The organism is Bradyrhizobium ottawaense (assembly GCF_002278135.3).
GTDB lineage: Bacteria > Pseudomonadota > Alphaproteobacteria > Rhizobiales > Xanthobacteraceae > Bradyrhizobium > Bradyrhizobium ottawaense.
The window spans coordinates 4301413-4322672 of sequence record NZ_CP029425.2; the positions used below are offsets into that span (position 1 = coordinate 4301413).

The 21260-nt window shown below is 64.4% G+C and carries 21 protein-coding genes; 10 read left to right on the forward strand and 11 right to left on the reverse strand.

Translation table 11 applies throughout. The annotated features are described in order from the left end of the window. Positions 1 to 57: 57 nt before the first annotated feature. Together CIT37_RS20585 and CIT37_RS20590 are read right to left on the reverse strand one after the other, a co-directional pair. Positions 58 to 939, reverse strand: a complete 882-nt coding sequence (locus CIT37_RS20585; RefSeq protein WP_095424311.1) for a DUF2147 domain-containing protein — start codon at positions 937 to 939, stop codon at positions 58 to 60. Positions 940 to 1186: 247 nt separating this feature from the next. Beyond that, on the reverse strand, positions 1187 to 1966 hold the full coding sequence (locus tag CIT37_RS20590) for a transporter substrate-binding domain-containing protein (RefSeq protein ID WP_028144584.1): 780 nt from the start codon (positions 1964 to 1966) through the stop codon (positions 1187 to 1189). Positions 1967 to 2092: 126 nt separating this feature from the next. Between CIT37_RS20590 and CIT37_RS20595 the strand changes: the two genes are divergently transcribed. Continuing rightward, positions 2093 to 2590, forward strand: a complete 498-nt coding sequence (locus CIT37_RS20595) for a DUF1993 domain-containing protein (protein ID WP_161966548.1) — start codon at positions 2093 to 2095, stop codon at positions 2588 to 2590. 64 nt (positions 2591 to 2654) lie between these two features. Here CIT37_RS20595 and CIT37_RS20600 read toward each other — a convergent pair whose 3' ends face one another. From CIT37_RS20600 to CIT37_RS20625, 6 genes are all read right to left on the reverse strand, one after another. Beyond that, the gene (locus tag CIT37_RS20600) at positions 2655 to 3146 is read right to left on the reverse strand and encodes a hypothetical protein (protein ID WP_028144586.1); all 492 of its coding nucleotides are present in this window, start codon (positions 3144 to 3146) and stop codon (positions 2655 to 2657) included. A gap of 168 nt (positions 3147 to 3314) precedes the next feature. After that, positions 3315 to 4304, reverse strand: a complete 990-nt coding sequence (locus tag CIT37_RS20605; protein WP_028144587.1) for a hydroxyacid dehydrogenase — start codon at positions 4302 to 4304, stop codon at positions 3315 to 3317. Between the two features lie 34 nt (positions 4305 to 4338). Further along, complete coding sequence (locus tag CIT37_RS20610) at positions 4339 to 5439, reverse strand: ABC transporter ATP-binding protein (protein ID WP_028144588.1); 1101 nt, start codon at positions 5437 to 5439, stop codon at positions 4339 to 4341. Between the two features lie 6 nt (positions 5440 to 5445). Beyond that, positions 5446 to 6357 carry a carbohydrate ABC transporter permease gene (locus tag CIT37_RS20615; RefSeq protein ID WP_028144589.1) on the reverse strand — a complete coding sequence of 304 codons (912 nt, stop codon included), beginning with the start codon at positions 6355 to 6357 and terminating at the stop codon, positions 5446 to 5448. Beyond that, positions 6357 to 7295 carry a carbohydrate ABC transporter permease gene (locus CIT37_RS20620; RefSeq protein WP_028144590.1) on the reverse strand — a complete coding sequence of 313 codons (939 nt, stop codon included), beginning with the start codon at positions 7293 to 7295 and terminating at the stop codon, positions 6357 to 6359. The genes CIT37_RS20615 and CIT37_RS20620 overlap by 1 nt, the downstream gene beginning before the upstream one ends. Before the next feature lie 140 nt (positions 7296 to 7435). Next, positions 7436 to 8776, reverse strand: coding sequence for an ABC transporter substrate-binding protein (locus tag CIT37_RS20625; RefSeq protein ID WP_095424139.1), 1341 nt, complete (start codon positions 8774 to 8776; stop codon positions 7436 to 7438). 465 nt (positions 8777 to 9241) lie between these two features. Between CIT37_RS20625 and CIT37_RS20630 the strand changes: the two genes are divergently transcribed. Next, positions 9242 to 10024: a Spy/CpxP family protein refolding chaperone gene (locus tag CIT37_RS20630; protein ID WP_028144592.1), complete on the forward strand. Its 783-nt coding sequence runs from the start codon at positions 9242 to 9244 to the stop codon at positions 10022 to 10024. 111 nt (positions 10025 to 10135) lie between these two features. After that, on the forward strand, positions 10136 to 10516 hold the full coding sequence (locus CIT37_RS20635) for a response regulator (RefSeq protein ID WP_095424140.1): 381 nt from the start codon (positions 10136 to 10138) through the stop codon (positions 10514 to 10516). A gap of 177 nt (positions 10517 to 10693) precedes the next feature. On the opposite strand, the gene CIT37_RS20640 is transcribed toward CIT37_RS20635, so the two are convergent. The 3 genes from CIT37_RS20640 to glk all read right to left on the reverse strand — a co-directional run bounded on the left by CIT37_RS20640 (position 10694) and on the right by glk (position 12350). Further along, a complete protein-coding gene (locus tag CIT37_RS20640; protein WP_162832271.1) occupies positions 10694 to 10849 on the reverse strand; it encodes a hypothetical protein in 156 nt (51 codons plus the stop codon). Between the two features lie 143 nt (positions 10850 to 10992). Then, entirely contained in the window at positions 10993 to 11196 is a 204-nt protein-coding gene (locus CIT37_RS20645; protein WP_028136378.1) for a hypothetical protein, read from the reverse strand. Positions 11197 to 11348: 152 nt separating this feature from the next. After that, positions 11349 to 12350 (reverse strand): glucokinase, encoded by a 1002-nt coding sequence (gene glk / locus CIT37_RS20650; RefSeq protein WP_095424142.1) that lies wholly within the window; start codon positions 12348 to 12350, stop codon positions 11349 to 11351. A gap of 259 nt (positions 12351 to 12609) precedes the next feature. Here glk and pncA point away from each other — a divergent pair, with 259 nt between their 5' ends. From pncA to CIT37_RS20685, 7 genes are all read left to right on the forward strand, one after another. Further along, positions 12610 to 13248 carry a bifunctional nicotinamidase/pyrazinamidase gene (gene pncA / locus CIT37_RS20655; RefSeq protein ID WP_095424143.1) on the forward strand — a complete coding sequence of 213 codons (639 nt, stop codon included), beginning with the start codon at positions 12610 to 12612 and terminating at the stop codon, positions 13246 to 13248. 16 nt (positions 13249 to 13264) lie between these two features. Next, a complete protein-coding gene (locus tag CIT37_RS20660) occupies positions 13265 to 14380 on the forward strand; it encodes an alpha/beta fold hydrolase (protein ID WP_095424144.1) in 1116 nt (371 codons plus the stop codon). Positions 14381 to 14552: 172 nt separating this feature from the next. Beyond that, positions 14553 to 16586: an NAD(+) synthase gene (locus CIT37_RS20665; protein ID WP_095424145.1), complete on the forward strand. Its 2034-nt coding sequence runs from the start codon at positions 14553 to 14555 to the stop codon at positions 16584 to 16586. 32 nt (positions 16587 to 16618) lie between these two features. Beyond that, a complete protein-coding gene (locus CIT37_RS20670) occupies positions 16619 to 16999 on the forward strand; it encodes a GrlR family regulatory protein (protein ID WP_038951104.1) in 381 nt (126 codons plus the stop codon). Between the two features lie 133 nt (positions 17000 to 17132). Continuing rightward, positions 17133 to 18335: a DUF1236 domain-containing protein gene (locus CIT37_RS20675; RefSeq protein WP_240536269.1), complete on the forward strand. Its 1203-nt coding sequence runs from the start codon at positions 17133 to 17135 to the stop codon at positions 18333 to 18335. A gap of 448 nt (positions 18336 to 18783) precedes the next feature. Further along, positions 18784 to 19599 (forward strand): sugar phosphate isomerase/epimerase family protein, encoded by an 816-nt coding sequence (locus CIT37_RS20680; RefSeq protein WP_095424146.1) that lies wholly within the window; start codon positions 18784 to 18786, stop codon positions 19597 to 19599. A 23-nt stretch (positions 19600 to 19622) separates the two neighbouring features. Continuing rightward, the gene (locus CIT37_RS20685; RefSeq protein WP_095424147.1) at positions 19623 to 21260 is read left to right on the forward strand and encodes an ABC transporter substrate-binding protein; all 1638 of its coding nucleotides are present in this window, start codon (positions 19623 to 19625) and stop codon (positions 21258 to 21260) included.

Sequence of the window (21260 nt, forward strand, 5' to 3'; positions counted from 1 at the left end):
TGGAGCGAAAAAGCGTCAGCCTGGCTGCGCCATGTTGGCTCACGTGCTATCAGCCGCTCAATTCACGCGCGTCCAGGTCTGGCCGCCGCAGAACATGCCGCCGAAGGCGCAGCCCTGCACGCGCAGGCGGTCGGTGCCCTTCATCGCGATCGTCGAATCGTAGGTCGAGCCGGAGTTCGGATCGAGGATGCGGCCGGACCATTTCTGGTCCTTGCTGGGCTTCATGTTGATCAGAACCTGCTCGCCATTCTGGTTCGATTTGCCGTCGACTGAATAGCCACACAGATTGGTGCCGCATTGCTCGATGCGGACCTTGCCTTCCTTCTCCTCGGTGAGCCAAACGCCGAGCGGTGAATTGAGATCGCGCGTGGGCGCGGTCGCAGGAGCTGGTGGAGCGACGGCGGCGGCCTGAACGGGGGCAGGGGCCGGTGCGGGCGGTGGAGGCGGGGCCGCAGCCGGAGGTGCGGCAGCCACGGTCGGGGCCGGCGGCGGCGCGGCGGGCGCTGCCTGCTGCTCGACCGGCGCAGGGGCCGGAGGAGAGGGCGCGGGCGGCGGCGACACGGCGGTCTCGGCCGGCGCATTGCTGGCGGTCGCGGCCGGAGGCAGAGCAGGCGGCGGGGGTGCTACGGCGGCGGGGGCAGGCGAAGGCGCCTGCGCAGCCGCTGGCGGCGGGGCGACCGGCGCAGGAGCGGGAGCTGGCGCAGCCGGCGTTTGCGGCTCGACGGTGGCTTGCTGCGGCGGCTGCTGGCCCGGGGTGGTCTCGTTCTTCTTGGCCTTCTTCGCCTTGCCCTGGCCGGTGTTGTCGTACACGCCCGGAATCTGCACGGTGCCGCGGTCCGGGTCGATGCGGATGGTGCGCCCGCCATATTCGAAGGTGTACTGCGCCTGCGCAGCGGTGCTCGCCAAAAGGAATGCGGCCGTGGCCAACAGTTTCCTCATTTCCATCTCCTGAAAAGGTGGTCCCCGCACCGACGCTTACGCGCCGGCTCGATCGTAAAAAGTGATCTAGATCACTGTCACGGTATGAGTCGTCGTCCTGCGGTTCCGGGTTCAATAGGCCAACAGCCGGTCCAAAGTTTGGCGGGGGCAGGCGACAGGAGGACGCGGCTGGAGCCCATTCAGTTCCGACGCAATCGGGACGGGGCTCTCGTTGCGCGAACCGGTACCCACTTCGTCCGAAAACGCTCTAATCGAACCAGGCGGCGTAGATTTTCCTGTAGCTGCCGTCTTCCATGGAAATGTGCAGCCATTGGTCGACGAAGGCCTTCAACGCCATGTCGCGCTGGAGCCAATAGGCCTTCTCGGAGAAGTCGAACGGCTTTTCGGGATGCACCGCGCAGAGCACGCCGGCGTGCTGCTTCTGCTGGTAGCGCGTCTCGGAGGCGTCCGTCATCATCAGATCGGCGTTGCCCTTGGCGATCTCGTCGAAGATCACGGTATTGTCGGAGAAAACGCTGATCTCGGCGTCCTTGATGTTGGCACGCGCAAAGCGCTCGTTGGTGCCGCCGGGATTGACGATCACGCGGGTGCCCTTCTTGTCGATATCAGGAAGCGTCTGGTACTTGCCGACGTCGGCGCAGCGCGTGATCGGCGTCTTGCCCTCGCGCATGATCGGCGTCGAGAAGAATCCCTTTTTCTGACGGTCGAACGTGACCGAGACGCCGCCCATGGCGACGTCGAACTGGTCGGCCTCGAAATCCTTCATCAGCTTCGGCCAGGCCGTCGGCACGAACTCGACCTTGACTCCGAGCGCCTTGCCCAGTGACTCCGCCATGTCGACATCGAAGCCGCTGAACTGCTGCGTCGCCTTGTCGAGATAGGTGAAAGGCTTGTAGTCGCCGGTCATGCCGACGCGCAAGGTGCCGCGCTTGACGATCTCGTCGAGGCGCGAGGGCGCCTGCTGCGCGTGAGCCGAAAGGTTTGCCAGCAACGCCACGGCCGCAGCCACCACGATTCGAACAGCCATCCGAACGATCATCTCTTTTCCACCCCTGCGCGAGCTGTCATTGTGCCGCCCTTGAGGGGTGGATTTAGACCAGATGCCGGTCGCTGGCGAGATGGAATTGAAGGGAATCTGGACGTGACGATCTCGATGTACGAGGCCTCTGTCGGCCTCTTCGTCCCGCATTTGCGCAACCTGTCGGGGCTGCTCGACAAGGGTGTGGCGTATGCGGAGACCCGCAAGTTCAATCCGGCCGTTCTGCTCGGTATGCGGCTGGCCCCGAACATGTACGATCTGGCGCAGCAGGTCGGCGAGGCCTGCCGGCATGCGGTGGTCGCCCCGGCCTTGCTGGCGGAGTTCGAGCCGGTGGCGCTGCCGGCGCTGGAGCACGACATGGCCGGGCTTCAGGCGCGGATCGCAACCTCGATCGAGTTCATCGAAAGCCTGCCGCGCGCGGAGATCGACGCGGCGGCGGAACGGAATGTCTTCTTCAGGCTGAAGAACGGGACCGAGCTGCCCTTCACCGGGCGCGCGCTGCTGCTGACGTTCAGTGTCCCGCAGTTCTTCTTTCACGTCACGACGGCCTACGACCTGCTGCGGCACGCAGGCGTCGAGCTCGTGAAGAAGGATTATCTGGGAAGGAAGTAGTTGCCGAGGCTCGGCGTACACCTCTCCCTTCGGGAAAGGTGTACCGAGACCTCCGGCCGGAGCGCTAGGCTTCGCCCTTGCGCTCGTAATCGGCGAGCGAGCTGCGGCCGGCGATCTCGCTGCGCAGCTGCTCGAAGCGCCTGTTCGCCTCGTCCTGCTGGACGTCGACGAAATGTACCGCGGCCTCGCTGGTCATGGGGCCGCTGACCACGGGCGTGGACTGTTCGCCGATGGTCTCGTGGACGTAATACTGGCCGTCATCGCCGCGATGGACCGTCCATTTCAGGCGGATCGCCACCATGGGCCCGGGCCCGACCTTGCTGTAGCCGTCGGCATCGGTGTGCTCCGGCACCAGCGGCTGTTCCTCGACGACCGGATGCTCGTCGAGAGCCGGCTGTTCGTCGATGACTGCCTGCTCGTCGGAAGCCACATGCTCACGCTCGCCGGCGACCACGATTTCGGTCTCGGTGTGGCGGACGACGAGGACGGGCTCGGGGTGCTCCAGGATGCTGGCGATGGTCGCCAGCGCGTGGTCGGTCGGGTCGATCTCTGACAAGGTCCATCCTCCAGCTCGACGCGGCCGGCCAGTCTGTCCCACTGCCGCCGCGGCCGGGAACATTAGGCGCGTTTGATTAAGGCTGAGTTGGGGCTCGATCTGCACCAAAATGGGACGCATTCTGGCCTTCCGAAGGCGGGTAGATTAATCCGCCCGCCTTCGGCTTGTTCAGCCCAGCACGTCCTGATTGATGATGTTCTGCCTGATGGGATCGCCGTCCAGCACGCTCAGGATATTGCGCGCGGTCTGCTCGCTCATCCGGCTCACCGCCTCCACCGTGACGCCGGCGACGTGCGGGGCGATGATGACGTTGGGCAGCGCGAACAGCGCGTTGCTGACCGGCGGCGGCTCCACCTCGAACACGTCGATGCCGGCGCCGGCGAGCTTGCCGGAGACCAGGGCGTCGTACAGCGCGGCTTCCTTTACGATGCCGCCGCGCGCGGTGTTGATGAGATAGGATTTCGGCTTCATCCGGCGGATCCGCGCCGCATCGAACAGGCCGACCGTTTCCGGCGTCTTTGGGCAGTGGATGGTGACGAAATCGGCGTGAGGCAGCGCGGCGTCGAGGTCGGCGACAGGCTCGCAGCCGGCGGCCTTGATCTCGGCGGCTGGCTTGTAGGGATCGTAGACCTGCACGGTCATTTCCATCGCCAGGCACCGCTTGGCGGTACGGCTGCCGATGCGGCCGAAGCCGATGATCAGCACGGTCTTGCCGTAGAGATCGAACGGCAGCATGCCGAGCCGGTCGGCCCATTTGCCGTCCTTGACGCAGGCGTGCAACTCGTTCGCGCGCTTGGCCAGCGTCAGCATCATGAACAGCGCCTGCTCGGCGACCGAGGGCGAGTTGGCGCTGCCCGCGACCATCAGCGGCACCTTGCGGCGGGAGAGGGCGGGCACGTCGACGGCGTCGTAGCCGACGCCGATGCGGGTCACGACCTTCATGTCCTTGGACGCCTCGAGCTCGGTCTCGCCGAAGGCGGTGGCGCCGAGCGCCACGCCATGGACCGGCGCATGGCTCTTCAGCAAGGCCTCGAAGTCCTTTGCCGAGATTAGGTTCGCAAACTCGACGAGCTCGATATCGTCCCGCTGGGTGAGGAGGGCGCGTGCCCCTTGCGACAAAGTTTGTGTAATGAAAATCTTCTTCTTGTTGGTCGCCATCGTCCCCTGCCTGCGCGAGTTTCTTGGACCGGCGTCACAACACGACGCCGGTCGCCTCGTTTAGCAGGTGCATGTTATTGAGGTCCATCGCCAAACGCATGGGTGCCCCGTCCTTGGCGCCGGCGTTGGGATCGACGCGGCCGCAGATCGGCGTGCCATCGAGCCCGAAATAGACCAGGGTCTCCATTCCCATCGGCTCGGTGACGTCGAGCACGGTGTCGAAGCTCTCGACGCCCGGCCCCAGATGCGCATGCGACTCAGTGAGATGCTCGGGCCGCAGGCCGAGCAGCAGCTTGTCGGTGCGCGGCAGCGCGTTGTAGCGCGCCGCGCGGGCCGGCGGCAGCGCGAACGCGATGCGGTCGGTGAGCCGGATCTGGAGCGTGCCGCCGGCGTCCTCGAGCCGGCACGGGATGAAGTTCATGGCGGGCGAGCCGATGAAGCCGGCGACGAAGCGCGTGGCCGGCTTGTGGTAGAGCTCGTTCGGGGTGCCGATCTGCTCGATCTTGCCCTTGTTCATCACTACCACACGGTCGGCCAAGGTCATCGCCTCGACCTGGTCGTGGGTGACGTACACAGTCGTGGTGCGGACCTTCTGGTGCACCTTCTTAATCTCGATCCGCATCTGCACGCGCAGCTTGGCGTCGAGATTGGACAGCGGCTCGTCGAACAGGAAGACCTTCGGGTTGCGCACGATGGCCCGGCCCATCGCGACGCGCTGGCGCTGGCCGCCCGAGAGCTGCTTCGGCTTGCGGTCGATCAGGTCGGTGATGTCGAGCAGGCGGGCGGCTTCCGTCACTCGCGCCTTGATCTCGGCCTTGGGATAGTGCTTCAGGCGCAGCCCGAACGACATGTTCTCGGCGACCGTCATGTGCGGATAGAGCGCGTAGTTCTGGAACACCATCGCGATGTCGCGGTCTTTCGGCGGCACGTCGTTGACGACGTCGCCGTCGATCATGATGTCGCCGTCGCTGATGTCCTCGAGCCCCGCGATCATGCGCAGCGTCGTCGACTTGCCGCAGCCAGAGGGGCCGACCAGGACGATGAACTCATGGTCGGCGATATCGAGATCGATGCCGCGCACGGCTTCGACGTCGTCGTAACGCTTAACTACCTTCCGCAATGCAACGTCAGCCATCAGACATCAACCCTTTGTCGCGCCGGCGGTCAGGCCGGCAATGTAGTAGTCCATCAGGAAGGCGTAGATGACCAGCGGCGGCGCAGCGCCGAGCAGCGCGCCGGTCATGATCTGTCCCCAGTTGAAGACGTCGCCCTTGATCAGCGTGGTGGTGATGCCGACCGGCAGCACCAACTGATCCACCGATGTCGTGAACACCAGGGGATAGAGGAACTGCGCCCAGGACACCGTGAAGGCGAAGATGGTGGCGGCGATCAGGCCGGGCAGCGCGACGGGAATGAAGATCCGCGTCAGCGTCTGGAGCCAGGAGGCGCCATCGATGAGGGCCGCCTCATCCAGCTCCTTCGGGATCGAGGCGAAATAGCCGATCATGATCCAGGTGCAGAATGGCACTGTCAGCGTCGGATAGATGAACACCAGCACGTACCATCGGTTAAGCAGCGTGATGCCGGTCAGGTCCTGGACCATCCCGAGCACCTTGAACAGGGGGATGAACAGAAGGCTGTCCGGAATCAAATAGGTGAGGAAGACGCCGGTGGCCAGCGTCGCCGAGCCCCAGAACTTCATCCGGGCCAGCGCGAAGGCCGCGGGGATGCTGATCATCATGGTCACGATCACCACGATGATCGAAATGATCGACGAATTCCAGAAGAAGCGCAGAAATTGGTTCGAGCTCAACAGCTCGACATAGTTCGATAGCGTCGGATGAAACACCCACCAGGGGTTGGTTGCCGCCGAGATCTCCGCGCTGCTCTTGAGTGAGGTGATCAGCATGTAGACCGGCGGCGTCAGGAAGAAGATGGCGAACAGCACCAGGAAGAAATAGGACCAGCGAAGCGCCCAGATGCGGTCGCGGCTCATGCTGCCGTATTTGACCTTGCGGGACGGTCCGGCCTTATCGATTGCGAGCGTGCTCATCAGGCTTCGTTTCCGCGTTTGTTGACATCGCGCAGGATGAAGATCGCAGCGACCGCCAGGATCGGCACCATGAACAGGGAGACGCAGGCGCCGAGCGGAATGTCGCTGCTCTGGATGCCGACCTGGAACGCCCAGGTGGCGAACAGATGCGTCGTATCCAGCGGGCCGCCCGACGTCAGGATGCGCACGATGTCGAAATTGGCGAAGGTGACGATCAGCGAGAACAAGGTAGTGATGGCGATGATGTTGCGCATCATCGGCAAAGTGATGTGCCAGATCTTCTGCCACCAATTGGCGCCGTCGATCTCCGCGGCCTCGTACAGCTGGTCGGGCACGGATTTCAGCGCGGCCAGATACATGATCAGGAAGAACGGCGCACCGTACCAAACGTTGACGAGGATGACGGAGAAGCGCGCCCAGAAAGTGTCGCCGAGCCAGGGGATCGGACCGACGCCGAAGAAGGACAGCGTGTAGTTGAAGGCGCTGTAGGAGGGGTCGAACAGCCACAGCCAGGCCAGCGTGCTCATCGCCGGCGGAATCACCCAGGGCACCAGCAGCATGCCGCGCCATTTGCGTTGCTTCTTGCCCGGAATGTTGTGGACGAAATGCGCGACGATGAAACCGATCAGCGCCTTGAAGACCACCGCGGTGATGGCGAAGATGCAGGACTGCCGCACCACCATCCAGAACGTCTCGCGCTTGAACAGGAAGGTGAAGTTGCTGAGGCCGACGAACTTCGTCATCGCCTTGTTCAGGGTCGCGAGGTAAACCGAGTAGAAGGCGGGATAGAGCACGAGCAGGACGATCAGAAGGATCAGCGGCAGCGTCAGGAAGAACGCCACCGTCGATTTTCGCCCGAGCGCGTTGCGCAGGCTTGATCCCTTCCGCGCGCCCCTTGCACGGGCGACGCGACCTTGCTCGACGACGACATCGGCCATCTCAGCTTCCTTGAATCAGCTCTATCTACTTCTTTGTCCACCTCGAAGCCGGCCATTGGGGTCGGCTTCCCGGCCATGCGAATCCGATGACGGGATGCAGGCGGCTCACGCAGATGGCGTGAACCGCCCGCACACCCCGGCTAGCTCCGCATGAAGCCTTCGCACTCGCCCTCGGCCCAGGCGAGGGCCTGATCCATGGTCTCGCCGCGTGCAAAACGCAGCGCCATCTTGGTCAGCGTCGCCTGGAAATAGATCTGCTGCGCGATCTTGGGCGGTGCCGGGGACGCCGCGATCGACAGCGTCTGATGCTTGTAGGGGTCGGGATAGTGAAACAGCGTTCCCTGCGGCGGTCCTTCCTCGGCCCAGGTCTTGAGCTTGGTCATATTGGCGTAGGCCGGCAGGTCGTAGCCGCCGCTCACCGCGACGAACTTCTCGATCGACGATGGCGAGGACATGTGAATGAGCAGGCTCTTGGCCGCTTCCTTGTTCTTGCCGAAGCTCCAGACGCCCCAGAAGTAAGGCAGGTACGGCGCAAACCGGCCCTTCGGACCGGACGGGAAGCCGTGCGTCCAGCACTGCTCGGCGACCTGCGGCGCATCGCGCTTGGCGACGGCCCAGGCGCTCGGCGGATTGAGGATCATCGCGCCGCGGCCGGAGATCAGCCATTTGTTGTTCGACGCGTCGTCCCAGGACGGCGCATCCGGTGGCAGGAAGGCGATCAGCTTCTTGTAGAACTCCATGGCCTGGCGAACCTGATCGGTCTTCACCGTGATATCGCCCTTGGCGTTGACGAGCTCGGCGCCGAACGACTGGAAGATCGCGCCGGCGGTGTCCACGCTGTCGGTGGTCTCGCCGAGACCGATGCCGAACGGAACGCCGGCCTTGTGGCAAGCCTCGGCTGCCTTCAGGAAGGTCTCCATGGTCCAGTTCTCGACCTTGGGTGGGCCGCCGGCCGGGTACATCTCCTGCACGTCGATGCCGGCATGCTTCTTCATCAGGTCGATGCGGGAGCAGGGACCCTTGATCTGGCTGCCGGGTGTCGCGGGCACTGCGAGCCATTTGCCGCCCGACTGACCGAGATATTTGACGGTGCCATTCACCTCACCGTTCTGCTTGAGGAGCGGCTCCATGACGTCGTTGAGCGGCTCGAGATTCTCCGAATAGGCCTGCGGCCACCAGCTCGGCATCTGCAGGATGTCGTGACCGGACTTCGCCTGGGCTTCGGCCGCGGCGGTCAGCTCGATCTTCTTGTTGTTGCTGGTGATGTAGTCGATGGAGACTTCGACCTTCTCCTTCGCGGCCCATTCATTGACGAGATCGGTGGAGGCCTTGTTGGCGCCCGGCACCCAATGGTCCCAGAAGCCGATCGAGAGTTTGCCGGCGGCGTAAGCGCCCCGGACATAGGGCGCTGTGATCAGCGCCGCGGAGGACATTGCAGTGGCAGCCACAAATTGACGTCGCGTCAGTGTCTTGCGTGACATCTCGTTTCCTCGCCTGGGTGTTTGTTGTTGGAGTTTCCTCTAAGACTTCTTTTCCGAGCTCTTGTTGGATTTTCTTATTGATGCCATCGGCCCGAGTGAACAATTCACGCAGGCCGCAGCAAATTGGTAGCGCGATCAGATCATGATTGACCGCGTCTGTCGAGAAAGCCGAACGTCTCGCGCCTAGAACTAACGTTGCGTCCCCGAACGCGGCATCGCTGTGCCGGTCGTGAGCTGCGATCGCTTGTTTTGCGACGCACACTTCGCGTGAACCGGCCCCGAACGATCCGTGCGCAATTACGCCGCAGTTTCGAATAAGCCTGCATAACCGCTTCGCGCGAAAGACTTTTCGGACGTGGACAGCATTCGGCTGCGTCTGGACCGCGAAGCGGCGGAAACGATAGAGTTGCAGCTGGCGGGTGACTCCGCCCCAACAGGCCAGTCAGATCGACGATGGAGACGAGAATGATCAACCCGGCGCCGTCTGCGCGGCTTCACATGCGGCGATGGCTTGCGCTGGGGGCCGTGCTTACGCTGCTGCTCGGTGCGGCCGCAATGGCCCAAGCTCAAGGCTTGGTCAAAGGCGTTCAGGACGGCGCGGCGGCCGGAAACAAGGCGGCAGGTCCCGTCGGTGGCGTGCTCGGCGGTGCAATCGGCGGTGTGGTCGGCGTTTTCACCGGCGTGCTCGGCGTCGGCAACAACAATGGCAATCAGGCCCCGGCCGCCAAGGATGCAGGCAAGGACGCCAAGCAACAGGGCGCGGCCAAGGACAAGGATGCAAAGGGCGCCAAGGCAGGCAAGGGCGCCAAGGCGAGCAAGGAGGCCAAGAACGCACCGCAGGGCAAGGACAATAAGGATGTCACCGTCCTCACTCAGACCGGCGCGCCGCAGCAGACCGCCGAGCAGATCGTCGCCAACAGCGATTCCTATATCGAGCGGATCAAGACTCAGCTGAACCTCACGGCTGATCAGGAGAAGCACTGGTACGGCTTCTCGAGCGCAATGCACTACCTTGGGCATAATGGTGCAGAGCGGCTCAACTTGCGGGTTGCGCGCGCCAAGCGGGATCCGCCCGACGACATTATCGAGCAGATGCGCAACGAGGCGCAGTTCCTGATCGACCGCGCCGCCGACCAGCGCAATGTCGCCGACGCCGCCGAGCCGCTGTTTTCGAGCCTCGATGACAAGCAGAAGCAGGTCTTCATTCAGGAGATGGTGCGGCTGAGCCACGAGCGAGGATTGGATTGATCAAGTTGAATCGGATCGGGCGCGTGTGAATTAACGGCGCCCGCCACGAATTCGTGAATCTTCTCCGCAATTGAGTTATGATTAGTTTGGCAAGCTGACTGCGGGGTTGATATGGCGGACGGACTCTCCGTTTTCCTGGTCGAAGACGAGGCGTTGATCCGGATGATGATCGCCGACATGGTGGTGGAACTCGGCCACCACGTCGTCGCGGAAGCGGACAATGTCCGGGACGCAAGCGCGTTCGCCATGACCGCGCAATACGATATGGCCATCCTCGACATCAATCTGATGGGCGTTTACGTCGATCCCGTCGCCGACCTGATCGAACGTCGCGGAAAGCCGTTCATGTTCGCCACGGGATACGGTCCCGAACTGCTGCCGTCCTTGCTCCGGCGCAGGCCGATCCTGCGCAAGCCGATCGCAATGGATCAGCTCAAGGCGATGATCGATTCCATGTTTCCGGGAGCCCGGTCAAAGCGCCGCACTGAGTGACGGCAAGGCGCCGCACTGGTGACGGCGAAGACGCCGCACTGAGTGACGGCGAAGACGCCGCACTGAGTGACGGCGAAGACGCCGCACTGAGTGACGGCGAAGACGCCGCACTGAGATAGCCCAACGAAAATGGCCGCCCGTCGGGGCGGCCATCTGGCGACGGAATTTGTCGCGGTCTCACATCAGGCCGGCGCCGAGGTCGATGCCGTACGTCATCAGGCCGAACGAGGCGACCAGGCCCGTGCAGCAGAACAGCAAGATGGTCTTGAAGGACGAATCGGCGAAACGCGTTTCGACGACGGCCGGCATCGCGGCGATCGAAATCATGCTCATGTCATTGCCCCCTTGTTTGACCCTGAATTGCATCAGGTGAGGGAAGCCTAGAGCAAAAAGTTTGACGTCAGATTGCGGGGCATCCTTAACGGAATCCCAATTGGATCCCGCGTTCTCCGGGGTCGCGGGCCGGATTGCAAGTCTCAGTTGCGGCCGTTCTTCAGCACCCTGGCAATGGTGTGGGCCGTCATGGCCGCGCGGTCCGAAGCGCGCTGGGCGGCCAGCCGATCTCGCGCCTTTTCCTCGATCAGCAAGTCGATCAAGGCCAGCCGCTTGTCTTCGTCATCCGCCTCGCTCAGCAGGCGATGATAGCGGTGGTAGTCGAAACCCAAATCCTGCTTACGCATGTCACGCCCCCCGCAACTACGCCACACACAAACACACGGCAGAATTGTTTCTCATCCGGAACACGCAGGCAAGCACGTTCCTGCGTGGAACCGCGTGTGCGCGGCAATCAGCTGTGTATTAATGGAACCATGAGCAGGGAGGACGACCGAATTCAGTTTGGATTGGAGTCGGCGAACATCTTCAGGCCGACGAAGCTCGCGTCTGGCTTGGTCACGAGCTTGGTCGGGATGTTGCGCAGATAGTCCTGGAAGCGCCCCTTGGCTTCGAAGCGCGCCCGGAACGCAGAGGCGAGAAGGAACTCGGGGAAGCGCGGCACGATTCCGCCGGCGACATAGACGCCGCCGCGGGCACCGAACGTTACCGCGAGATTGCCGGCGACCGACCCAAGGATGGCGCAAAACATCTCCAGCGTCGCGCGGCTGACGGGACAGGTGCCTTCCAGCGCGGCCTTGGTGATGGCGGCAGCGTCGCGGTGCGGCACCTGGGCGCCGTCAACCTCAGCCAAGGCTTCGTAGAGGTTTTGCAGCCCGGAACCCGAGAGCGCGCCACGCTCGATGGAGACGTGGCCAAGGCGTCGGCGCAAGCACGCAATCACACGTTCCTCGCGCTCGTTCTCCGCCGGCAGGGTCGCATGTCCGGCCTCGGTGACGACGGCGAGGCGCGCGCCATGGCGTTCGACCAGACACGAGACGCCAAAGCCGGTTCCGGGGCCGACCACCAGCAACGGCTCGCCGGGCAGGCCATCCTGTCCGCCGAGCGGGATCAGATCGGCAGGCCGCAAGGCGGGCAGGGACCAGGCCACCACCTCGAAATCGTTGAGCACATGGACGCTGTCGAAGCCGAGAGCCGGCTGCAGCTCGTTGCCGTCGATGACCCAGGGACTGTTGGTCATGACGCAGCGGTTGTTGGTGACGGGACCCGCCACGGCCAGCACGGCTCTTTGCGGCTGCTCGCCGCCGGACCGGCGCGCCAGCACGTCCGCGATGGCTTCCCGAACGGTCGGGAAGTCGGCGACCTTCACATAGTCGATCGGTCCGGTCTGGTCGCCGTTGCCGAGGTCGCCGCGGTCCAATTCGCTCCGGATCAGCGCGAAGCGCGCATTGGTGCCGCCGATATCGGCGAGAAGTATCTGTCCTGTCTTGCCGATATTCATGACTCCGTGGCTGCCGCCGCCTTGCGGCACGACAACCCTGTCCTCCAGTCCTTCGACCCGATCCGCGCAGTCGCGGACAGTGCGAGAATCCGCCCTTGGGTGCGCCTAGTCAACACGGACGAGGCCAAACCGTTGCATCATGGGGGTTTCCCCATGACCAATTCGCGCGGGGCTTCGCACGGCGCGGGCGGTTGCGAAGCGGCGCGGGAAGGCCGACACTCAGCGGACTTGTCCGGCGCCGGCGCGCCGGGCACATCGAATGAGCCCGGCGATGAAGATTTCCGACCGCGACGTGTTGCTGGTGATCGACGTGCAGAACGATTTCTGCTCCGGCGGGGCGCTTGCCGTTCCCGGCGGCGAGAAGGTCGTCCCTGCCATCAACCGAATCGCCCAAAAATTCGCCAATGTGGTGCTGACCCAGGACTGGCATCCGCGCGACCACGCCTCGTTCGCGCCGAACCATGCGGGCAAGCAGCCGTTCCAGACCATCGAGCTCGACTACGGCACCCAGGTGCTCTGGCCGGCGCACTGCGTTCAGGGTACCTCGGGTGCGGAGTTCCATCGCGATCTCGACGTGGTCGGGGCGAGCCTCGTGGTGCGCAAGGGCTTTCGCCGTGACATCGATTCCTATTCGGCGCTGTTCGAGAACGACAAGCGGACGCCGACGGGACTGCTTGGATATTTGCGCGAACGCGAGCTGAAGACCGTGTTCGTCGCCGGCCTCGCGCTTGATTTCTGCGTCCGCTTCTCGGCGGAGGATGCCCGCAAGGCAGGGTTCGAGGTCGCCGTCATCGAGGACGCCTGCCGCGGCATCGATCTCGACGGCTCCGTCGCCGCGGCCCATCGGAGTTTTCGCGACCTCGGCATCTCCATCGTGAGCCTCGAGGCGTTCCTGTGACGATGGTGAGATAGCCATGGTGAATCAGGCCGGCAAACAGAGCGGCGCGCAGGGGCCCGTCCCGGACGACCCGCTGCTGTGGCCGTTTGCAGCGGCGCGCCTCGCCATGGACAGCTGCTTCTGGTGGCTGGAGCGCGGTCCGGCGGAGCAGGGCGACAGCACTTTGTCCTGGACGACCCCGAGCACCGTGGCGCTGGAGCTCGCGACCATGCGCCTGCGCGATTGCTCGCAGGCGCGGTCCGGCCAGCCGGCGCTGGTCTGCGCGCCCTATGCGCTGCATCGGGCCCTGATCGCCGATTTCGCCCCCGGCCACAGTGTAGTGCAGTCGCTGCAGACCGGCGGCATCGACCGGGTCTATCTCACCGACTGGCGGTCGGCGACGCCGGATATGCGCTATCTCTCGATCGACAGCTATCTCGGCGATCTCAATGTCGCCATCGACGAGATCGGCGCGCCGGTCGATCTGGTCGGCTTGTGCCAGGGCGGCTGGCTGTCGCTGCTTTATGCGGCGCGCTTTCCGGCCAAGGTGCGGCGGCTGGTGCTGGTCGGCGCTCCCGTGGATCTGTCGATTGAATCCTCGTTGTGCCGGCTTACCCGCAACGCGCCCGAGATGGTCTACGACCAGCTCGTCGCACGCGGCGGCGGCAATGTCCGCGGCGAGGAGATGCTGCGCTTCTGGTCCAAGGCGCCGAACCGCGACGACATCGTAACGGCGTTGCAGAGAGACCTCTCGGACGAGGAGGGCGCGGCGCTGCTCGCGCGGTTCGACCGCTGGAACGCCGAGACGCTCGATCTGCCGGGCAAATACTATCTGGAGATCGTCAACCGGATTTTCAGGGAGAACCAGATCGCTAGCAGCAGTTTCGTCGCTCTTGGTCGCACGGTCGATCCGACGGACGTCAAGGCGCCGGTCTTCCTGCTGGCCGGACTCGACGACGAGGTCGTGCCGGCTGCGCAGGCGCTCGCCACCGCCGGTCTCCTCGGCACGCCGCCGGCCTTCATTGCGGCGGCTTCCGAGCCGAGCAATCATCTCGGCCTGTTCATGGGCGCGCGCACCCACGCGCACGCCTGGCCGCGGATCGCCGCGTGGCTGCGCGACGATCTGTCCGGCGTGCTGGCCCGCAGCGCCTGAGCTCGCCAAGGTACCGGGCAGACCAAGGCGCTGGGCAGATGGCGCTGGGCAGACCGCGGCGCAAATCCGTTATGCATGACGGCGGATGGCCTGCACGGGACCGGGTCGATGGGCTACATAGGGTCTGGAGCTGACGGCTTCGGCAGCGAAGAGATTAAGGGTACTGCGCTCGATGACTTTCCACTCGATCTACGCCCACGGATTTGCGCGCGTGGCGGCCTGTGTCACCACGTCCCATGTCGCAGATCCCTCGGCCAACGCAAAGGCCGTGCTGGCGGCGGCCGATGCCTGCCATGAGCAGTCGGTGGCGGTCGCGGTGTTTCCCGAGCTGTGCCTGTCCGGCTATGCGATCGAAGACCTGGTCAAGCAGGATCCGCTGCTCGATGCGGTCGAGCGCGGCCTCGTAGGCCTCGTTGAGGCCTCAGCGGGACTGATGACGGTCCTGATCGTCGGAGCGCCGCTGCGCTTTGGTCATCGCATCTACAATTGTGCCGTCGTCATTCACCGCGGCAACATCCTCGGCGTGGTGCCGAAGACGTACCTGCCGACCTACCGCGAATTCTACGAAGGGCGGCATTTCGCCTCCGGCGCCGGCATGGTCGGAGAGACGATCGCGTTCGGCGGGCTGCATGCGCCGTTCGGCGTTGACCTCTTGTTTGCGGCCGAGGACGTTCCGGGCCTCACCATCGGCGTCGAGATCTGCGAGGACATGTGGATTCCGGTGACGCCGGCCTCGGAGCTGGCGCTTGCGGGCGCGAGCGTGCTGATCAATCTCTCGGGCAGCCCGATCACGATCGGCCGGGCGCGCTCGCGCGCGCTGCTGTGCCAATCGACATCGGCGCGCTGCCTCGCGGCGTACGTCTATTCGGCCGCTGGGGCCGGGGAATCGACCACGGATCTTTCCTGGGACGGCCAGACCTCGATCTACGAGAACGGCGTGCTGCTGGCCGAGGGCGAGCGGTTCCGCCAGGGCGGCCAGATCACGCTGGCTGACGTCGATCTCGATCTGCTCAGGCAGGAGCGTGCCTCGATGGGGACGTTCGATGACAACCGCCGGCAGCGCGAGGCGTTTTTCCGCAAGGTGACATTCGCGCTGAAGCCGCCGGCCGCCGACATCGGCTTCCTGCGCAAGGTCGAGCGCTTTCCGTTCGTGCCGAGCGACGAAAGCCTGCTCGAGCAGGATTGCTACGAGGCCTACAACATCCAGGTCGCCGGCCTCGTGCAGCGCATGCGCGCGACCGGCACCAAGCGCGTCGTGATCGGCGTGTCGGGCGGGCTTGATTCCACCCATGCACTGATCGTCGCCGCCAAGGCAGTCGACCTGCTCGGCCTGCCGCGCGAAAACATCCTGGCCTACACCATGCCGGGCTTTGCCACCGGCAGTGAAAGCAAGACCCATGCATTGGCGCTGATGCAGGCGTTGCAGACGAGCTGGCAGGAGCTCGATATCCGCACCACCGCGACGCAGATGCTGAAGGATATCGGCCATCCCTTCGGCAATGGCCAGAAGGTCTACGATGTCACCTTCGAGAACGTGCAGGCCGGCCTGCGTACGGATTACCTGTTCCGGCTCGCCAACCATCACGGCGGCATCGTCATCGGAACCGGCGATCTCTCCGAGCTCGCGCTCGGCTGGTGTACCTATGGCGTCGGCGACCAGATGGCACATTACAACGTCAATGCCGGCGTGCCGAAGACGCTGATCCAGCATCTGATCCGCTGGGTGATCTCATCGAAGCAGTTCAGCGACGACGTCAACCGGACGCTTGGCTCGATCCTGGCCGCCGAGATCTCGCCTGAGCTGGTGCCGGTCGAGCCCGGCCAGAAGCCGCAGAGCACCGAAGCATCCGTCGGCCCTTACGAGCTGCAGGATTTCAACCTGTTCTACACGCTGCGGTTCGGCATGCGTCCGTCCAAGATCGCCTTCATGGCGCAGCACGCGTGGAAGGATGTCGCCAATGGCGAATGGCCGCCGGCATTCCCGAGCGACCGGCGCAAGGCCTATGATCTCAAGGACATCCGCCGCTGGCTCGAGGTGTTCCTGCGCCGCTTCTTCGCCTTCAGCCAGTTCAAGCGCTCGGCGATGCCGAACGGCCCAAAGGTCTCGGCGGGCGGCTCGCTGTCGCCCCGCGGCGATTGGCGTGCGCCCTCGGATTCGAGCGCGGCGGCATGGCTCGAGGATCTCGAGCGGAACGTGCCGAACTGATCGGGGAGGCGGATCGTTGGGGAGATGATCTGATGTTGGCAGGGGATGGAGCGGAAGCGGAGGAGGCCAGGGTCGTCAACGGCCTCTACATCTTCGACATCGAGATGCGCGACGGCAAGCGCGGGCAGGCGAGAGGCGTCGTCGTGCTGTGCGACGGACGCATCATGGGCGGCGACAGCTATTTCTACTACACCGGCACCTACACCTTCCGGAACGGCAAGTGGCGGGGCGACATGATCGTCAATCAGCATACCGAAGCGGTCGGCAGGACGCTTGCGTTCGGCGGCAGGGAGGTCACCTGCGGCTTCTCGGGCGACTATTCCGCAGGCGGTGCCGAGGTCGAAGGCATGGCACTGGTCGGCAAGACCAGCGTGACATTCACCGCCCGCCTCACGCTGAAGGACGCGATGTAAATCCGCGTGACCGGCCCTCGTTCCTGCTCAGGAACCTTCGCACCTACAGAGCGTTCGCGTCTGTTGTTGCGAATTGTCGAGGAGAGGGACCATGCGTCAACATTTGATGTTATCGACTGCGGCCGTCGGGCTCATGCTCGCGTCCGGCATCGCCTACGCCCAGGCGCCCGGTGAGCGCAGAGACGAGCCAAAACGGACCGAGGAACCGGCGAAAGGCGCCGCGCCCCGCGGTGGTGCAGCTCAAGAACGCGTCCAAGATCGCGCCCAGGGCGCACAAGAGAAGGTGCAGGGAGCCGGCCGCGAGGAGAAAGGCGGCGGCCGCCGTGCGGAGGAAGAGAAGGGACGACAAGGCACCGCCGCCGAACGCGGCCAGCCCAATGCGAAAGAGCAGGCCCAGGAGTCTCGCGAGCCATCGCGAGATCGCAACCGAGAAGCCGACACGGCGAAACAAGGTCGCGAGACCGGCAAGAGCAGCGCCGAGACGAAGCAGGATAAGTCTGCGCCGCAGAAATCAACCGCCGAGTCCGAGAAATCCAAGACCGGCCCCGCTGGCCAGCAGAACGAGCGCACGGGAGCTGCGGCCAACCAGAAAGAGCAGAACCAGCCTCCGCGCAATGCCGCCGAGCAACAGCCGGCGCAACAGAACAACCGGCCGGCCACCGCGACGGACACGAACCGCGCAGCTCCGACCAACAATGCGCAAACCGCACCTTCCGGTACGCAGACCAATCAAGCCAATCAGACCACCCAGACCAACACGCAGGTTGGTCAGCAGACCAGCGTGACCACCGAGAAGCAGGTGCGGATGTCTGAAACGGTGAGCCGCGCGCGATTGGCGCAGCCGGAGCGCAACCTGAACATCTCGATCCGGATCGGCGAGACGATCCCACCGCGCGTGCGTCTCTACCGGCTGCCGCCGGAGATCGTCACGATCGAGCCCCAATATCGGGATTACGAGTATTTCGCGACCGACGATGACGTCGTCATCGTTGAGCCGCGGACGCATCGCATCGTCAGCCAGGTGCCGCGCGATCCGTCGCGAGCCCGCGCGCAGATGGGCGGCGCGGCCTCGTCGAACGTGGCAGCCGCCGGCAGCGCGACGAACAATAGCGTGAATTGTCAGATCATGCGGCGTGATGCGTCGGGCAATGTCGCCCAGGCAGAGCCGTCAACGGTCGGCTCGACCGCGCGCACGGATTCGCTGAGCGTGACGGTTCAGATGCCGGATGGCAGCTCGTCCGCACCGGTCGCCCTTGGGGCGGCCGCCGGCAATATCGTGGTCGCGACGCAAGGGCAGGGCGACTGCTCGGTGACGATCGAGCCGCAAACGCGCTGATCGAAAGACGACGCTGAAACGACAACGCGCCGCCCGGATGCCCCAACCGGACGGCGCGTTGCTGCGTTCAATCTGAAAGTTTCGAGGTCCGGAGTGCCTAGGAGTCCGGACCTCGTCACCTTGCCCCAGCCTTCAATCCCCCGCCCCATGTGGTCCCCCAACCCCATGTAGCGCGATCAGAGGGTGATGCCCGTGGAAGTGGCCGCCGATCGATGCACGCGATGTACGTGACATCGCGATAGGATTCCATTCCGGATCACTACGGACATAGACGCCGCTTGCCATGTGCCCGTTCTGCATCGGTGGTCTGATCGCTGTTGCCTGGTCCGCGGCACGCGATCGGCAGGATGTCCACATCTCCTCGGCGCCGCGCAACTCGAATTCACGGGCCTGTCATTGAACTGGTCTAGCGCTGCTCCCGTCATCGCTGACGGCGAAGGAGCAAGCCATGTCGAAGCCGGTGCTGGGCGCCGCATTGTCCATCAAATCGATCCCTGCACATCGCGACTGGCTCCTCGACCGGCAGCGCGATCTCGAAATCCAGGATTTCTTCCGCGCCGATCTTCTCGACAGCGACTGGCGGAGCACGGCCGGCGAGATCAAGCAGATGCTGGCGGGCCATACCGGCCGGCTCGGCATTCACGGCCCGTTCTGGGGCTTCAAGATCGACAGCCACGATCCCATGATCCGCCAGGCCGTGACCAAGCGCCTGCTTCAGGGCCTCGACGCCGCCGAGTTCCTCGGCGCGACGCAGATGGTGATCCATTCGCCGTTCACGACCTGGGACCACAACAATCTCGATCTCTATCCTGACAATCGCGGCAATCTGGTCGAACGTGTCAAGGCGACGCTCGCCGAGGTGATCGCGCGCGCCGAGACCATCGGCTGCGAGATCGTCATCGAGAACATCGAGGACAAGGATCCGCGCGACCGGGTGCGCCTCGCCAGGGCGCTGGAAAGCGCCAAGGTCCGCGTCTCGCTCGACACCGGGCACGCCAACTACGCCCACATCTCCACCGGCGCGCCGCCGGTCGACTATTATGTCGAGACCGCTGGCGACATGCTGACCCATGTGCATCTGCAGGACACCGACGGCTTTGCCGACCGGCACTGGGCGCCGGGCGAAGGCAACATCCCCTGGGTCGCCGTGTTCCGTGCCCTTGGACGGCTGAATTCCAACCCGCGGCTGATCCTCGAACTCCGCAACCACGACGATGTCCGCGCCGGCGCAGCCTATCTGGCCGCGCGCGGTCTCGCCGAATAACCGCATCATCTGGGGCTACCGCCATGAGCAAATTCACCCGTCGCGCCATCCTGAAAACCGGCGGCGCCGCCGCAGGTACGCTGCTGCTGCCGCGCTTTGCGATCGCGCAGGGCGACAACCGTCCGTCGGTGACGATCGCCGTGCAGAAGGTGACGAATGCGAACGTGCTCGACGTGCTGCGCGAGCAGTCCAATGTCGGCGAGCGCGTGTTCTTCTCCTCGATCTGGGAAGGCCTGATCTCCAAGAACTGGCGCGGCAGCCTCGAGGCCGTGCCCGGCCTTGCCACCGAATGGCGCCGCATCGACGACCAGACCGTCGAGGTGAAGCTGCGCCAGGGCGTCAAGTTCCACAACGGTGACGAGTTGACCGCAGAGGACGTCGTCTTCACCTTCAGCCGCGAGCGCATGTTCGGCGAGACCGAGGCGAAGAGCCGCTCCACCATCCAGGCCTTCGAGAAGATCCCGACGCCGCGGCCGGGCAAGGAATTGCCGCCGGACGTCCCCGCGGTCGCACGCCGGATTTGGCCGGACCTCGTGCGGGTCGATGCGGTCGATAAATACACGGTGCGCTTCTACAATGCGACGCCCGACGTCACGATCGAGGGCCGGCTGTCGCGCTACGGCTCCGACATCATGAACCGCCGCGCCTGGGACGAATCCGCGAGCTATCTCGATTGGGCGCGCAAGCCCGTGACGACCGGCCCCTACAGGGTTGTCGAGCTCAAGCCCGACGTGTCGCTGACGCTGGAAGCGCACGACGAATATTGGGGCGGCCGTCCGCCGCTCAAGCGCATCCGCTTCCTGGAAGTGCCGGAGGTTGCCAGCCGCATCAACGGGCTGCTCTCGGGCGAGTACCAGTTCGCCTGCGACATCCCGCCGGACCAGATCGCCGGCATCGAGAAGAACGCCGCGTTCGAAGTGCAGGGCGGCACCATCCTCAACCACCGCCTGACCGTGTTCGACAAGAACCACGCCCAGCTCGCCAATCCCTTGGTGCGGCGCGCCTTCACCCACGCGATCGACCGCCAGGCCATCGTCGACAGCCTGTGGGCCGGCCGCACCCGCGTGCCGAAGGGGCTGCAGTGGGAGTTCTACGGCGACATGTTCAACTCCGACTGGAGCGTGCCAGCCTATGATCCAAAGCTGGCGCAGGATCTGCTCAAGCAGGCCAATTACAAGGGCGATCCGATTCCCTATCGCCTGCTCAACAATTACTACACCAGCCAGGTCGCGACCGCACAGGTGCTGGTCGAGATGTGGAAGTCGGTCGGCCTCAACGTCCAGATAGAGACCAAGGAGAACTGGTCGCAGATCATGGAGCGCGCGCCCACGCGCGCCGTGCGCGATTGGTCTAACTCGGCCGCCTTCAACGATCCGGTCTCCTCGCTGGTCGCCCAGCACGGCCCGAACGGCCAGCAGCAGCAGATCGGCGAATGGACCAATGTCGAGCTGAACAAGCTCTCGGAATTCCTGGAGACCTCGACCGACCGTGCCGCCCGCAAGAAGGCGTTCCGCCGCATGCTGGAGATCGCCGAGCGCGAAGACCCCGCCTACACGGTGCTGCACCAGAACGCGACCTTCACGGCCAAGCCGAAGTCGATCAAGTGGAAGGCCTCGCCGGCGTTCGCGATGGATTTCCGCGCCGGCAATTTCGAGGCCTGA